Source organism: Hymenobacter rubidus (genome assembly GCF_016734815.1).
GTDB lineage: Bacteria > Bacteroidota > Bacteroidia > Cytophagales > Hymenobacteraceae > Hymenobacter > Hymenobacter rubidus.
On record NZ_JAERQF010000002.1, the window covers coordinates 56,324 to 72,579 of the forward strand.

A 16,256-nucleotide genomic window follows, 5' to 3' on the forward strand; every position below is an offset into this window, starting at 1 on the left:
ATGCGTGTGTTTTCTTTTTTGGTTCGGCGGGTGTTGCCCTGGAGCCTGGCCCTGCTGGGCGCCTGCACCGACCCCTATATGCCGGAAGCGGTGACCTCACCGCCAAGCTATTTGGTGGTAGACGGCTATTTAAACCCGCTGGGCATCAGCACGATAAAGCTCTCCCGCACGTTTGCCATTGCCTCAAAAGCCACGCCGCCCACCGAAACCAAGGCCACGGTGTACATCGAGGACGAGGCCGGCACGCGCACGCTGCTTCGCGAAAGCCCGGCGGGTACCTATACCTCGGCCTTCCTCACGCTGAACCCGGCGCGCAAGTACCGGCTACATCTCAATACCTTAGCGGGCAAAGAGTATGCCTCTGACTACGTGCCGGTAAAAATCACACCGCCCATTGATGGGGTGAACTGGCAGGCCGAAAACAGTGGGCTGAGTATTTACGTGAACGCCCACGATGCCACCAATACCACGCAGTACTACCGGTGGGAAACCGACGAAACCTGGGAGATACATCCTGTTTACAGCCCATCGGTAGAATACGTTGGCAATGCCATGCGGCCCATTGTGGTGTCATTTCCAAGCATTTGCTGGGGCAATACGCACTCTTCCGCTCTGCAACTTTTCAAAACCACGGCCCTTACCCAGGATGTGGTGGCCAACTACCGGCTGCGGCAGCTGGCCTTCAACTCCGAGCAATTGCATGTGCGGTACAGTATTTTGGTTCAGCAGCACGCGCTCACCAAACCGGAATACGACTACTGGGAGCTCCTGCGCAAAAACACCGAAAGCATTGGCTCGCTCTTCGACCCGCAGCCGGCCCAGCTTACCGGCAACGTGCGCTGCCTCAGCAGTCCAACCGACTTGACTCTGGGATTCATTGGGGCGCATTCGGTCACGGAAAAACGGATTTTTATCACTCCTCAAGAATTGCCTAGCAACTGGCATACCCTATCGGGATACGAAACCTGTCAACCGCCCGATACCGTTTCCCTGTACCCGCCTCCGCCTGCCCCTACTCCGGCCGAGATTCTGGCGTCAACCTTCAATCCCGCGACCGGTTTGTTGCCCATTATGCCCATCTACGCGGCCACTGGCGCTAAAGTGCTGGCCTATACCGCCAAATCGCGCGACTGCGTCGACTGCCGCACCCGTGGCGCTTCTACGAAGCCCAGCTACTGGCCCTAGCCGCTAGCCAAAGGCTTTTTACCCGCTTTTTCTTGACCCTGCGATGTATGCGTAGCCGCTTTTCTGCCGCCTTTCCTACTTCTTTGCTTATGCGTTTCCGCACCTGCCTTGGGCTGGTTCTTTTCCTGGCCACGGTGGGCACCGCAGCCGCCCAAACTCCACTGGACACCCTGGGCGGCGTTGCGCGCAAGCTGCGCCAGTACGAGCAGCGGGGCCCGCACGAAAAGCTGTTTCTGCACCTCGACCGGCCGGCGTACCTCTGCGGCGAAACCATGTGGTTTAAGGTCTATGCGGTGGACGGTACTTCCGCCCGGCCGCTGACTTTGAGCAGCGTGGCCTACGTGGAAGTGCTGGACGCCGGCAACCACCCGGTGCTGCAAGGCAAGGTGGCCTTGCAACACGCCACCGGGCAGGGCTCCTTCGTGCTCCCCAACGCGCTGGCGGCAGGCAGCTACACGGTGCGGGCCTACACGAGTTGGATGAAAAACTTCAGCCCCGAGGCCTATTTCCACTGTTCGGTCACGGTCATTAACACGTTCACGGCTTCCGGAGCGGCGAGCAAGGATTCCTCGGCCACTTCCGAGGCCCGCTTTTTTCCGGAAGGCGGCAACCTGGTGCGGGGCCTGCGCAGCCGGGTTGGCTTTCAGGTGACGGACCGGGCGGGCCGGGGCATGGCCGCTACGGGCAAGGTAGTGAGTCAGAGTGGGGCGGTGGTGGCCACGTTCAGAACCTTGCGGCTGGGCATGGGAGCTTTCGACTTCACTCCGGCGGCGGGCCCGGAAACCTACTCCGCCGTGGTCACGCTGGCCACCCGGCAGGTCATCACCCGGAAGCTACCGCCGGCCTTTGAGCAAGGCTACGTGCTGCGCCTGGACAACACCGGCCCCGACCAATTAACCCTGACGGTGCACGCCAGCAGCACCCAACCCGAAACCGTGTTTCTGCTGGGCCACTCGCGGCAGCAAACGGCCCTGGCCACCCGGTTGCAGCTGGTGAATGGCCAGGCCACGCTTGTGGTGAATAAAGGTGCACTACTGGCAGGCGTGTCGCATTTCACGCTGTTCAACGCCAACCAGCAGCCCGTGTGCGAGCGGCTCTATTTTAAGCCCCCACCGCCGCAGCTGGCCATTTCCGTGCGCCCTGATAAGGCCCAGTACACCACCCGCGAGAAGGTGAGCCTGGCCCTTACGACGACCGACCAGCAAGCGCCGCTGCCCGCCAACCTGTCGATGGCCGTGTACCGGCTCGATTCATTAGCGGCCCGGCCCGGACCAGCCATCGACCGCTACCTCTGGTTGCTGGCTGACGTGCGGGGCGCAGTAGAAAATGTGGACGACTACTTCACGGCCACCGGCCCCGAAGCGGCCGAAGCCACCGATAACCTGATGCTGACGCAGGGCTGGAGCCGGTTTCGGTGGGAAGACGTGCTGGCTGCCAAACCGTTCGAATTTCTGGCCGAGCCCAACGGCCCCATCATAGCCGCGCGCCTTGCGCAGGTGGGCACCCACCTGCCCCGGCAGGGTGTGCTGGCTTACCTGGCCTCGCCGAGTCGCATCACCCGGCTTAGCACGGCCGAAAGCAATGCCCAGGGCTTGGTGTGGTTTGAACCCAGCCGTTTTACCGGCCCGCGCGAAATCATTCTGCAAACCGACCCGGCCCAGGACAGCACCTGCCAACTCACGGTGTTCGACCCGTTTTCGACGCGATTTGCGGCGGCGGCGCTGCCGCCCTTCGGGCTGTCGGCACGTTTCCAGCCCGACTATGCCAAGCGCCATGTGCAGGCCCAGGTGCAGAACGTGTTTATGGGCAAGTACCGCAACCGCTACGCCCCCGAACCCACAGACAGTATGGCCTTCTATGGCAAGCCGGACGAGACGTATTTGCTGGACAAGTACACTCGTTTCAAAGTAATGGAAGAGGTGTTGCGTGAGTACGTGCCGGGCGTCGTTGTTCGCATTCGCAAAGACGGCTTTCACTTGTTGGTGGTGGACCGGCTGAACAAAATCGTGCGGCAGGAAACCCCCATGGTGTTGCTCGACGGCGTACCGGTGTTCAATATCAACAAAATAATGGCCATGAACCCGCTCAAGATTCAGAAGCTGGACGTCATCGATGGCCGCTATTTCCACGGCCGCGCCATCTACAACGGCATTGTGGGCTTCACTACCTACAAAGGCGACCTCGAAGGCTTCCCGCTCGATGCCCACGCGCTGGTGCAGCAATACGACGGCGTGCAGCGCCAGCGCGAGTTCTACGCCCCGCGCTACGACACGCCCGAGGCTGCCAAAAGCCGCCTGCCCGACCTGCGCAACCTGCTCTATTGGAACCCCAACCTCAGCACCAGTGGGGCGGCCGGCAAAACCGTGGATTTCTACACCGGCGACCAAACCGGCCGCTACCTCGTGGTGCTGCAAGGCCTGGCAGCCAACGGGCTGGCCGGCAGCCACAGCTTCGTGCTGGACGTGAAGCCGGCGCTGTAAAAAACAGCCGTGCACAGCCTTGAAAAGGCCCTGCTATTCGGGAATAGCAGGGCCTTTTTTCGACCATCTGCCTTCCGCAACCGTACTTTCGTACCATGACCGATACCGCTCCCACCGCCCCCAAGAAGCTCTTTCTGCTCGATGCCTTTGCCCTCATCTACCGCTCGCACTTTGCGTTCAGCAAAAACCCGCGCATCAATTCCAAGGGTATGAACACCGGGGCCGTGCTGGGCTTCACCAACACGCTGGTGGAAGTGCTGCAAAAGGAAAAGCCCACCCACATTGGCGTGTGCTTCGACGGGCCTAAAAAGACCTTCCGCCACGACCAATTTGCCGCTTACAAGGCCCAGCGCCAGGCCATGCCGGAGGACATTGGCATTGCCATTCCCTACATCAAGCGCATCATTCAGGGCTTTCACATTCCCATTCTGATGATGGACGGCTTTGAGGCCGACGACGTCATCGGCACGCTGGCGCAGAAGGCGGAAAAGCAGGGCTTTGAGGTGTTTATGATGACGCCCGACAAAGACTATTGCCAGCTGGTGACGGACCACATCAAAATTTACCGCCCCGCCTTCATGGGCAACGCGGCCGAAATTCTGGACGTGGCCCACGTGCTGGCCCGCTTCGAGATTGAGCGCGTGGAGCAGGTGATTGACATTCTGGGCCTGCAGGGCGATGCCAGCGACAACATCCCCGGCATTCCCGGCATTGGCGAAAAGACGGCCAAGACGCTCATTCAGAAGTACGGCTCGGTGGAAAACCTGCTGGCCAACGTGGACGAGCTCAAGGGCAAACAGCAGGAAAACGTGCGCAACTTCGCCGAGCAGGGCCTGCTGAGCAAGGAATTGGCCACCATCCACGTGAACGTGCCGCTGGAATTCGAGCCCGAAAAACTGGTGCTCGACGCGCCCGACGAAGCCACGCTGCGCGACCTGTTCGACGAGTTGGAGTTCCGGCAGCTGGCCGCCCGCATCCTGGGCGGCGGCCCCGAGCGCACGCCGGCCCGCGTGGCCGCGCCCGGCAGCACGCCCACGCGCCGGCCCAAGCCGGCGCCCGGCGGCCAGGCCTCGCTCTTTGGCAACCCCGGCGATGAGGCCGTGGCCATTGGCGCCGAAGAAGGCGAAACGGCTGGCTACGGCGCCCCCGCCGGCCCGCGCAAACGCCTGGAGGACGTGCCCTACCAGTACCACCTGATGGACACACCCGAGCTGCGCAAGTCGCTGCTGAGCTTCCTGTTGCAGCAAGCCGAGGTCAGCTTCGACACCGAAACCACCGGCCTCGACACCATGACGGCGCGGCTGGTGGGCCTGAGCTTCTGCTGGCTGCCGGGCGAGGCCTACTACGTGCCCGTGCCGGCCGACGACCAGGAAGCCACCCAGGCCATTGTGGACGAGTTTTGCCCCTTTTTCGAGGCCGAGCACATTCTCAAAATTGGCCAGAACATCAAGTACGACCTCACCATTCTGCGCCACTACAACGTGGAGGTGAGCGGGCCGCTGTTTGACACCATGCTGGCCCACTACCTCATCGAGCCCGACATGCGCCACAACATGGACGTGCTGGCCGAAACCTACCTGCACTACACGCCGGTAAGCATTCTGGAGCTCATCGGCCCCAAGGGCAAGAAGCAGATAACCATGGCCGACGTGCCGCCCGCCCAGGTGAAAGACTACGCCTGCGAAGACGCCGACGTGACCCTGCAGCTCAAGCACGTTTTCGAGCCCATGTTGAAGGACCTCGGCCTGCTGGGCTTGCTCAACGACGTAGAAAACCCGCTGGTGCCGGTGCTGAGCAGCATTGAATACGAGGGCATTCGGATTGATTCGAACGCCATGAACGAGTACTCGGCCGAGTTGCAAGGCTACATCAAGGAGTTGGAAACCCAGATTTTCCGCGAGGCCGGGCAGGAGTTCAATATCGGCTCGCCGAAGCAGCTGGGCGAGGTGCTGTTCGACAAGATGGACATTGGCAAGGGCAAAATCAAGAAGACCAAAACCGGCCAGTACGCCACCGGCGAGGAAGTGCTCAGCCTGCTCGCGGCCGACAACCCCATTGCCGCCCTCATCCTCGAATACCGCCAGCTCACCAAGCTGCGCAGCACCTACGTAGAGGCCCTGCCCCAGCTGGTGAGCCCCGCCGATGGCCGCGTGCACACCAACTTCAACCAGGCCGTGGCCGCCACCGGCCGCCTCAGCAGCACCAACCCCAACCTGCAGAACATCCCCATCCGCACGGAGAAGGGCCGCGAAATCCGCAAAGCCTTCGTGCCGCGCGACGACCAGCACGTGCTCCTCGCGGCCGACTATTCGCAGGTGGAGCTGCGCATCATGGCCGATTTCTCGGGTGATAAAACCATGATTGAGGCCTTCCGCCTGGGTCAGGACGTGCACACCAGCACCGCCAGTAAGGTATTTAAGGTGCCTATGGACCAGGTAGATGCTGAGATGCGCCGCAAGGCCAAAACCGTCAATTTTGGCATCATCTACGGCATTTCGGCCTTCGGACTGGCCCAGCGTATCGGCATCAGCCGCAAGGAGGCCACCGACATCATCGAGACCTACTTTCAGGAATTCCCCTCGGTGAAGGCCTTCATGGACGACAGCATCAACCGCGCCCGCGAGCTGGAATACGCCGAAACGCTGCTCAAGCGCCGCCGCTACCTGCGCGACATCAACTCGCGCAACGCCACGCTGCGCGGCTACACCGAGCGCAACGCCATCAACGCTCCCATTCAGGGCACGGCCGCCGACATCATCAAGATGGCCATGATTAACATCTACCACTGGCTGCGCGAGGAGAAACTCCAGACCCGCATGATTCTGCAGGTGCACGACGAACTCGTGTTCGACGCCGTGCAGGAAGAGGTCGAGTACATCACCCCCAAAATCAAGGAGTTGATGACCACCGCCCTGCTGCTGCCCCACGGTGTACCGCTGGAAGTGGAAGTGGGCACGGGGCGAAACTGGTTGGAGGCGCACTAACTCATAGCCAAGAGGAATAAGAGGAACGGGCATGCTTCGACTGCGCGCAGCACGACCGTTCCTCTATTCCTGCCCCTTTGCCACACCTCCAACTACCCGCAGGCCGTATAGCCATTTCACCCACTTACGCCCGCCATGCCGCACCGCCCCCACACCACCACGCTCCAAAACGTCGCCCGGGGCGTACTGGGCACGTTCATGGTTTTTGCCGGCACCGGCCACCTCACCTTTGCCCGGCGCGAATTCCAGGCCCAGGTGCCCGACTTTGTGCCCGGCGACAAGGACACCACCGTGCTGGCCTCAGGCGTGGTCGAAATCGGGCTGGGACTCGCGCTGCTGTTGCTGAAGGGCAAAAACCGGCGGCGCATGGGCATTGGGCTGGCCGCGTTCTACGCAGCGGTATTTCCCGGCAACGTGCACCAGTACACCGAGCGCATTTCGGCCTTCGGGCTCGATACCGATGCCAAGCGGCTGGCGCGGCTCTTTTTCCAGCCCGTGCTGATGGGCGCGGCCCTGTATTCGACCGGTGCTTTGCAGCCCCTAACGAAACCGAAACGCCAGAATGCCAATGGATAGGCCCCATCAGAAAGCCATGCTGGCGGAATTAACCAGCCTGCTCACCAAAGACAACGCCCACACTACTTTCGAGGACGCCTGCGCTGATTTGACGCCCGAAATCTGGAACCAGCGCGTGCCCGACGTGCCCTACACCATCTGGCAGCTGGTCGAGCACGTCCGCATCGCGCAGTGGGACATTGTGGAATTCTGCCTCGAGCCGGAGCACGAGTCGCCGAAATGGCCGGAGGGCTACTGGCCCGCCCCCGATGCCACCGCCGACGAAGACCAATGGCAGGAAGCCCTGGACCACATCCGGCAGAACCGGCAGCGCTTCCTCCACCTGCTGCACGCCCCCGGCACCGACCTGCTGGCCAAAATACCCCACGGCACCGGCCAGACCATTCTGCGCGAGGCCATGCTCATTGCCGACCACAACGCCTACCACACCGGCGAAATCATCCTCATCAGGCGCTTGCTGAAGGCTTGGAAATAGACATTCACTCACGCCTCTACCCCTACCATCCGCTTAATCCCCAGCTTTTTCATCCGCGCTTCCAGCGTTTTGGGGTTGATATCCAGCAGCACGGCGGCCCCCTGCGAACCGCTGACGCGGCCGCCGGTGCGGGTGAGGGCGGCGAGTATATGGTCGCGCTCCTGCTCTTTCAGCGTCTTGATGGGCGTTTCGGGCTGGGGCGCGGGCGCAGCGGTGGCAGCCATCATGAGCGGCGCCCCGGCAAAGCCCGCAAACTCCAGAAACGGGCCTTGGCTCACAATGATGGCCTGCTCCAGCACATGCTCCAGCTCGCGGATATTGCCAGGCCAGGAATACGATTGCAGCGCGGCCAAATCGGTGGGGCGCACTTGCCGGACGGGCTTGCCCAGCCGCTTGCTCAGGCGCTGGATGAAGTGGCGCAGCAGGGGCTCAATGTCTTCGCGGCGCTCGCGCAGGGGCGCTAGCTCGATGGGAAAAACGTTGAGGCGGTAGTATAAATCGGCCCGGAACCGGCCGGCAGCTACTTCGTCGGCCAGCACGCGGTTGGTGGCGGCAATGACCCGTGCGTCGGAATGCAGCACTTTGGTACCGCCCAGGCGCTCGAACTCGCGCTCCTGCAGCACGCGCAGCAACTTGGCCTGCAGGTCGAGGGGCAATTCGCCGATTTCATCCAGGAAAATACTGCCGCCGTTGGCTAGTTCGAACTTGCCGATGCGGCGCTCCACGGCCCCGGTAAAAGCCCCTTTTTCGTGGCCAAACAGCTCGCTTTCAATCAGCTGCGCGGGCAACGCGGCACAGTTGAGTTTGATGAGGGCGCGGGCGTGGCGCGGCGAAGCGTTGTGCAGCTCCCGCGCCACCAGTTCCTTGCCGGTGCCGGTTTCGCCCGAAATCAATACCGTGGTGTCCGTCGGAGCCACTAGGCCGATGCGGCGCTCGACCAACTGCAAGGCCGGGCTGCTGCCAATAAAAGTACCCGAATCGGCTCCGAAGCGGGCCGAGGTGTTGATTTCATCAACCAGGTAGGTGCGTTCCTGCTCTACCTGAGCCTTCAATTCCTCAATCTGCTCGAAGGCGAAGAGGTTTTCGAGGGCCAGCGCAATCTGGGGCGTGAGGGCCAGTACGGTGGCCAGGTCTTCGGGGCGGAAGGCCGTGGGGTTGGGCGAGGCCAGCATGAGCACGGCCGCGCCATCGGGCCGCTGCCAGATGGGCACAATGAGCATGGCGCGCGTGCCGTACTCTTCGTACACATACCGCAGCAGCGGGTAGCGCTGGGCCTGGGCCCGGAAGTCATCGGCCGCATAAAGGCCGGGCACCTTCAGCAAGTCGCTCAGCTGGTGATACATGGCCGAAGCGTCGAGCCGGTTCAGGCCGTACTGGCGGTTGGGGTCGAGGGCCAGCAGGGGCGCATCAGGCCCCTCGCCGGAGCGCGAAAACTCAGCGAACCCCTCGAACGGCTCCTGCCGGCCGGCCCGCTGCACCCGCAAGCCAAAGTAGTCGAACCGCACCACGCGGCTCAGCGCCTCGGCTACGGCCCGGAACAGCGGCTCGCGCTGCTTGATGCTGAGCAGGGCATTGGTGATGTTGAGCTGCAGGGTCCGCTCCTGCTCGCGCCGAGCCACTTCCTCGAAGGCCAGCGTGTTGGCCACGGCAATGGCTATCAGGGAGCCAATTTTTTCCAGCAGCTTTTCGTCGGCGGCCGTGAAGGTGGGCGTGCGGCGCGAGGCCAGCGTCATGAAGCCGGTGAGGCGGCCGCCGATGTGCAGCGGCACCGCCGTGAGGTGCGTGACGCCCAGGTGGGTCATCTTCTTATACGCCGCATACTCCGGATAATCGGCCAGGTACTGTTGCGGCGTGAACTGCTGCACGCGCGGGTTGGCCACCAGTTTTTCGAGCGGTGAGCCGGCAATGGGCGAAAAGTAGTCGGCCCCGGGCGGCAGGGGCGGCGCTTCGTCGGTGCCGTAGTAGTCGCGCAGGAACAGGCGCTTCTGCTTTACTTCCTCATCAAACACGTTGATGCCGATGAGGTCGAAGGGAAAAATGAGCCGCAACTTGGTCGTGACAACCTTGAACAACTGGTCTTTATCGCGAATCGTGGCGATGGCCTCGTTGAGGTGCAGCAGCAGAGTTTCGTCAGTGGTCGGCATGGGCAGTGCGGTAGCTTTCGCTTGCCGGGACTAATGATTTGGCAAGTTTTTCACGGCCAGCGAAAGCGAACCGCACAACAAATTTTCCTTAAATAACAGGAGTAAAAGTAGGGTGATTCCTGCTATTTGAGGAATATGAAGTTAGACGACTAACTAACAGCCATACTTTATCTAGGCTCGAAATAATTTTAATTAATTGTTATTCAGCTAGTAAATACAAAAAAAAGTAACAGCGGCTGGGGTGGCATGCCTTTCGGTAAGGGCGGGGCACACCCTATGCCACTTGGCCTTATGTTTTCTCATCAACACCTCTTGGGCTTTGCCGGTTTGTCGCTGTTCGGCGGCTTGCTGCTGGCCCAGCCGGCTCTGGCGCAAAACCAGCCCGGCGTACCGGCGGCTTCCCAGGCCATTGGCCTGGCCAGCGACTCCCTGACTCTTGGCGCGACGCTGCAAGCCGTGCTCGACGCCAACCCCAGCATTACCAACCTCACCGAGCTGGCCAATGCTTCGACCAGCCGCCTGAGCCAGACGCGGGCCGGCTTCCTGCCGCAGGTAACGGGCACGGCCACCTATACCCGCATCGACCCGGTGGTGAAGCTGCCGTTCAATGGCGAAACGCTCCAATTTGCGCCGAATAACAACTACGACTTTCACCTCACGGCCCAGTACCTGCTGTTCGACTTTGGCAAGAACGAGGCAACGGTGAAAGTAGCCGAGTCGCAGGTGCAAACGGCGCAGGACAACATCAACGTAGCCCGCCGCGACCTCGCCTTTAATGCCGCGCAGGTGTACTACAACATCCTGTTCATGCGCGAAAGCATCAAGGTGCAGGACCAGCAGATTGCCTCGCTACAAGCCCACCGCGCCGAAATGAACAAGCGCGTGCAGGCCGGCGTGAGCACCCGCTTCGACGTGACCACCACCGATGTGCGCATCACGCAGGCCCAGAACACCAAGCTCGACCTGCAGAACCAGCTGCGCAACCAGCAGGTGCAACTGGCCCGCTTGCTGCACAAGCCTTCCAACGCCGACATTCCGGTGAAAGGCCGCCTCACCTACGAGCCGCAGCCTGTAGATATTGAAGCCGAAGTAGCCAAAGCCAGCAACAACCGCCCCGAGGTGAAGCTGGCCCGCGACGCCGAAAACACGGCTGCCCTGCAAGCCCGCCTCATCGAGAAGAGCAACATGCCCAGCCTGGGCGCGGGCGTGCAGGCCGGTGCTAAAAACGGCTACATTTTGCCCGACATCAACCGCATTCGCTTCAACACGGTGGGCGTCATCCAGTTGTCGGTGCCGATTTATGACGGCAACAAGAACAAGAAGCAGCGCGTGGAAGCGGCCGCCAATGCCCGCGCCGCCGTGGCCCGCACCGCCGACACGCAGGAGCAAATCCGGGCCGATGTGCGCCAGGCTGTCAACAACATGGACTTCAGCCAGGCCCGCCACGAAAACGCGCAGCAGCAGGTAGCCCAGGCCACCGAGGCCCTGAGCAAAGCCCGCGACCGGTACCGCTACGGCGTGGGCCAGAACCTCGACGTGCTGGACGCCGAAACCCAGCTCGCCCAGGCCCGCCTGGCCCTGGTGCAGGCCGAGTACAACTACACGCTGGGCCAGTACCAGCTGCGCCGCGCCACCGGCGAGCAGATTTGGCAATAAGCATTAGAACGACGACAGTTGAACGTCATGCTGAGCGCAGTCGAAGCATCTCTACCTCAATACTAATTAATTACTACTACGGTAGAGATGCTTCGACTGCGCTCAGCATGACGGGCCGAAACTTTCTATTCCCGCTTCCCCCTAAAATGAACCTCTCCACCATCCTTTGTCCGCTCGATTTCTCGGCCGCGTCGGCTGGGCTGGTGGCCTATGCGGCGGCCCTGGCCGTGGCCACCGGCGCCGAGCTGCGGCTGCTGCACGTGTGCGAGCCGCAGGAGGACCCCACCGGCCAGCAGCCCGACGCCAAGGTGTTCGGCTCCTGCAAGGGCCGGATGCAGGAACTGCAAGCGTCGGCCGAACAGGCGGGCGTGGCCCGTGTGCACACCGGCATGGTGCGCGGCGAAGCCGCCCCGGAAATTGTGGCCGAAGCCGACCGCCAACAGGCTGATTTAATTGTTATTGGCGCGCATGGCCAAACGGGCCTCACGCGCTTTTTGATGGGAACCACCGCCGAAATCGTGCTGCGCACCGCCCGGTGCGCCACGCTGCTGGTGCGCGCCCCGCTCCAACCCGAAACCGCAGCGGCTCAGGAATAGCCCGGCCGCCGCTCCGCTCCTTTTTTCGTAAAACACCGCCCCGAATACTTACTAAGATGGCCCAGACCGAAACTTCCGTTCAAAACGCTCCTGCTCCTTACCCCAACGCGGCCGCCGAAAGCGAGCCGATGGAAGAGCCAAAAAAGCGCAACCCCCTTGTCTTTATCATCCTGGCGCTGGTGTTGCTGGCCGGGGGCTACTACGGCTTCACGCGCTACCAATTTGCCAAAGCCCACGAAAGCACCGACGACGCCCAGGTAGAAGGCGACGTGTACCCGGTGCTGCCCCGCGTGGGCGGCCCGGTGCTGGAAGTGAAAGTGGACGACAACCAGCCCGTGAAAAAGGGCCAGGTCCTCGTCACGATTGACCCGGCCGACTACCAACAGCGCGTGAACGCCGCCGAAGCCGCCCTCTACGCCGCCCAGGCGCAGGTAGCGGCCGCCCGCGCCGGCGTGGCTACCGCCAGCGCCAATGTGCGCACCGCCCAAACCGGCATCGGCGTGAGCCAAGCCAACCAGGAGCGCCTGCAGAAAGACCTCAAGCGCAGCGAGCTGCTCCGCAAGCAGGACATCATCCCGCAGAGTGAGTACGACGCGGTGCAGGCCAATCTGAAAGCCACCGCCGCCCAGCGCGCCACCGCCACCGACCAGGTGAGCGTAGCCCGCCAGCAGGTGGCCGCCGCTCAGCAGCAGATTGCCGTGGCCCAGGCCGTGGTGAAACAGCGCCAGACCGACCTCGACAACGCCAAGCTGCAGCTGAGCTACACCACCATCACGGCGCCGCAGGATGGCATCATCAGCAAGAAAAACGTGCAGCCCGGCCAGGTAGTCGGGCCTGGCCAGCAGCTGTTTGGCATTGTGGGCAGCGCCCGCACCTGGATTATCGCCAACTTCAAGGAAACCCAGCTGGAGGACATGAAAGTGGGCCAGCCGGTGAAAATCGAAGTGGACGCATACCCGAAAGAGGAGTTCCAGGGCCACATCGAGTCGCTCTCGGCCGCTACCGGCGCCCGCTTCGCCCTGCTGCCCCCCGACAACGCCAGCGGTAACTTCGTGAAAGTGACCCAGCGGATTCCGGTGCGCATTGCCTTAGATAAAGTGGACCCTGAGCACCCACTACGCGCCGGTATGAGCGTGAATGCGGTGGTGCAGGTGAAGTAGCAGGTTGTTCTATTCTGTCATCCTGAGCGCAGCGAAGGACCTTATCGCGCTTGAACAGTTTGCAGCAACTCGGGCATTGCAGACGTGATTAGGTCCTTCGCTGCGCTCAGGATGACAGGAAAATCTATAAAACAGATATAAAATGGAAACCGGATTTACCAAGTGGATTATCGTTGTGACGGTGGTCCTCTGCTGCTTGCTGGAGCTCATTGATACCAGTATTGTGAACGTGGCCCTGACCCAGATGATGGGCAACCTCTCGGCCACGCAGCAGGAAGTGACCTGGGTGATTGCCTCCTACGGCATCGCCAACGTGATTGTGATTCCGATGACCGGCTTCCTGGCCGAGCAGTTTGGGCGCAAGAACTACTACTTCGTGTCGGTGTGCATTTTCACGCTGGCCAGCATGGCTTGCGGCCAAAGCACCAACATCTGGGAGCTGGTGGCGTTTCGCTTCATCCAGGGCATCGGCGGCGGTGCTTTGATGGCCACTTCGCAGGCCATTCTGATTGACACGTTCCCGCCCAAGCAGTTGCCGCTCGGCCAGGCGCTGTTTGGCATGGGCGTGATTATCGGGCCCACCATCGGGCCGGCGCTCGGCGGCTACATCGTGGACAACTACGACTGGCCCTGGATTTTCTACGTGAACGTGCCGGTGGGCATTCTGGCCGCTATTTTCACCCTGACATTCATCCGCGACCCCGAGCGCATTAAAAACGCCATTCCCCGGCCGTTGCGCGAAATCGACTGGGCCGGCATTGGCCTCCTGATTCTCGGTGTGGGCTCGCTGCAGCTGGTGTTGGAGCAGGGCGAAACCGAAGACTGGTTCGAAAGCGCCTACATCAACACGTTTGTGCTGCTGGCCGCCATTGGCCTCATCGGTTTTGTGTGGCGCGAACTCACGGCCAAGCAGCCCATCGTGGACCTGCGGGTGCTGGGCAAGAGCCGCAACCTGGCCGTGGGCGCGATATTGTCGTTCGTGCTGGGCTTTGGCATGTTTGCTTCGGTATTCATCTTCCCCATTTTCACCCAGCGCATTCTGGGCTTCACGGCGGCTCAAACGGGTTCGCTGCTGTTGCCGGGAGCTTTGGCGGCCGGCTTCATGATGCCGGTTATCGGGCGCATGCTGCAGGCCGGCATCCCACAGAAATTCATGATTCCGACCGGCTTCGTTATTTTCTTTGGCTTCACGTATTGGATGGCCAAAATCATTTCGCCCACCGCCGGCGAGGACGACTTCTTCTGGCCCCTGATGGTGCGCGGCCTGGGCATGGGACTGATTTTCCTGCCCATCACCACCATGAGCCTGGCCGGCCTGAAGGGCAAAGACGCGGGCCAGGCCGCCGGCCTCACCGGCATGATTCGCCAGCTCGGCGGCTCGTTTGGGGTGGCCATTGTGGGCACCTACCTGGAGCGCAGCATCGCCCAGAACCGCATCAGTCCGCTGGCCCATATCTCGCTCTACGACACCAACACCGTGCAGCGCGTCCAGGCTTTCACCCAGAACTTCCTCTCGCACGGCTTCCCCTTGGAGCAGGCCCAAAAGCAAGCTTATATGGCCCTGGAAGGCATCCTGATGAAGCAGGTATCCATCATTACCTACGCCCAGGTATTCTCGATTATCGGCTTTTTCTTCCTCATCTGCCTGCCGCTGGTGCTGCTCATCAAGCGCGCCAAAACGGCCGAGAAAATAGACCTGAACGCGGCCCACTAGGGCCGTGAGGTGCGCAACGGTGAGGTCAGGCCTTAGCCGTCCGGGCTCTCCTTCTTCGCATATAGGTTCGTTTCGCAAACGCAAAAAAGGCCCCGCCAGTTACCTGGCGGGGCCTTTTTTGCGTTTGCGAAACGAACGTTGGCCAGCTGAGCATGAACTTGACCTCCTCGCCGTTTCACACCTCACCGCTTACTGATATTGTATGTAGAGAGGCTTGGGCGTGAGTTGGGCCAATATTTCGGATGGCGTCATCATGTGGTGAGGGGCCGGCTTGGGGTCGTACTCGTAGAACAGCTTGAAGCCGGTGTACTGCACAGGCTCGGTCTGAATGTAGTCGTGGTACGAATCCTTTTTCAGGGTGGGCTCGCCGTGGCCGTCCATGTGCATCACCACCTGCACGCGGGGGTCGAGCTTGATGTTTTTGTAGTTCGTAATCATCTTCCTGGTGAAGCGGTGCACCGTCAACACCTTGGGCGGCAGGTGGTTTTCGCTCACAATGCGGGCCAGGAAGTTGATGGTGAAGTTCACGTCCTTGGCGTCGAGCGTGCCGATGCGCTGGTTGGGGCGCACGCCGGGCATGGTGGCCAGCGAAAACTCGGGGTCGATGCCGAGGTGGATGTCGGGCTGCTTGAGGTAGGGCTCCAGCTTGGGCAGTTCCACGGGCAGGGTGCTGTGGCCGGGCTGCACGTCCAGAAACAGGATGCAGTGGTGCTCGCGGGCCCAGGAAATCACCTCCTCAATGGTGGCTTTGGAGTTCATCAGGCGCCACTTGCCGTCTTTGCCGGGCGAGCCCTGGGCTGTGATGGTGACGTTGTGCAAGGCCGGCTGCACCGGAATGCTGGGGTCGGCGGCCTGCCACTCCTTCAGCACGCCGGCAAACTTGCGGAACATCTGCTCCTTGGGCTCGCGGCCCAGAATGCCCATGCCCTTCGAGCGAATGTTGCCATAAAACGCCACAATGCGGTGGCCCGGCAGGATGGCACCCGGCAGCTGCCCGTTTTTCTTGGCAATGGAGTCGGCCTTCAGCGAGTCGCGCCGCATGGCCAGCATCTTGATTTTGATGGTGTCAATTGGCGCGGGCTTGGCGGCCGTCTCGCCATCCGCAGCGGCAGTGCCTGAGGCGGCGGTTTCGCCCTCGGCGGGGCGGGTTTTGCAGGCGGGCAGGCTGGCGGCGGCCAGCAGGCCCAAGGCGGCAGCCACGATGGCTTGACGTGGCAGGAAGGAAATCAACACTGAATGAAAACGAGTTAGAAGGCCAATACAGTCCGCAAGTTAGCCCATTTTGC

11 protein-coding genes are annotated in these 16,256 nt (G+C 61.6%); 9 read left to right on the forward strand and 2 right to left on the reverse strand.

Going from position 1 to position 16,256, the window contains the following annotated elements:
- The 5 genes from JKL48_RS01565 (at position 1) to JKL48_RS01585 (ending at position 7,700) form a co-directional block, all read left to right on the forward strand.
- Positions 1-1,185 (forward strand): DUF4249 domain-containing protein, encoded by a 1,185-nt coding sequence (locus JKL48_RS01565; protein ID WP_201977687.1) that lies wholly within the window; start codon positions 1-3, stop codon positions 1,183-1,185.
- An 89-nt stretch (positions 1,186-1,274) separates the two neighbouring features.
- Positions 1,275-3,665 (forward strand): hypothetical protein, encoded by a 2,391-nt coding sequence (locus tag JKL48_RS01570; protein ID WP_201977689.1) that lies wholly within the window; start codon positions 1,275-1,277, stop codon positions 3,663-3,665.
- Between the two features lie 95 nt (positions 3,666-3,760).
- On the forward strand, positions 3,761-6,649 hold the full coding sequence (polA, locus tag JKL48_RS01575) for a DNA polymerase I (protein ID WP_201977691.1): 2,889 nt from the start codon (positions 3,761-3,763) through the stop codon (positions 6,647-6,649).
- Between the two features lie 135 nt (positions 6,650-6,784).
- Positions 6,785-7,225, forward strand: a complete 441-nt coding sequence (locus JKL48_RS01580; RefSeq protein ID WP_201977693.1) for a DoxX family protein — start codon at positions 6,785-6,787, stop codon at positions 7,223-7,225.
- On the forward strand, positions 7,218-7,700 hold the full coding sequence (locus tag JKL48_RS01585) for a DinB family protein (protein ID WP_201977695.1): 483 nt from the start codon (positions 7,218-7,220) through the stop codon (positions 7,698-7,700). The genes JKL48_RS01580 and JKL48_RS01585 overlap by 8 nt, the downstream gene beginning before the upstream one ends.
- Positions 7,701-7,708: 8 nt before the next feature.
- Here the strand turns inward: JKL48_RS01585 and JKL48_RS01590 are convergent, their stop codons facing one another.
- Positions 7,709-9,844, reverse strand: a complete 2,136-nt coding sequence (locus tag JKL48_RS01590) for a sigma-54-dependent Fis family transcriptional regulator (RefSeq protein WP_201977698.1) — start codon at positions 9,842-9,844, stop codon at positions 7,709-7,711.
- A 291-nt stretch (positions 9,845-10,135) separates the two neighbouring features.
- Between JKL48_RS01590 and JKL48_RS01595 the strand changes: the two genes are divergently transcribed.
- From JKL48_RS01595 to JKL48_RS01610, 4 genes are all read left to right on the forward strand, one after another.
- Positions 10,136-11,500: a TolC family protein gene (locus JKL48_RS01595; protein WP_201977699.1), complete on the forward strand. Its 1,365-nt coding sequence runs from the start codon at positions 10,136-10,138 to the stop codon at positions 11,498-11,500.
- A 146-nt stretch (positions 11,501-11,646) separates the two neighbouring features.
- Entirely contained in the window at positions 11,647-12,096 is a 450-nt protein-coding gene (locus JKL48_RS01600; protein WP_201977700.1) for a universal stress protein, read from the forward strand.
- A gap of 56 nt (positions 12,097-12,152) precedes the next feature.
- Complete coding sequence (locus JKL48_RS01605) at positions 12,153-13,256, forward strand: HlyD family secretion protein (RefSeq protein ID WP_236668552.1); 1,104 nt, start codon at positions 12,153-12,155, stop codon at positions 13,254-13,256.
- A gap of 142 nt (positions 13,257-13,398) precedes the next feature.
- Positions 13,399-14,970: a DHA2 family efflux MFS transporter permease subunit gene (locus JKL48_RS01610; RefSeq protein ID WP_201977701.1), complete on the forward strand. Its 1,572-nt coding sequence runs from the start codon at positions 13,399-13,401 to the stop codon at positions 14,968-14,970.
- Between the two features lie 189 nt (positions 14,971-15,159).
- Here the strand turns inward: JKL48_RS01610 and JKL48_RS01615 are convergent, their stop codons facing one another.
- A complete protein-coding gene (locus JKL48_RS01615) occupies positions 15,160-16,203 on the reverse strand; it encodes a hypothetical protein (RefSeq protein ID WP_317191877.1) in 1,044 nt (347 codons plus the stop codon).
- Positions 16,204-16,256 lie beyond the last annotated feature (53 nt).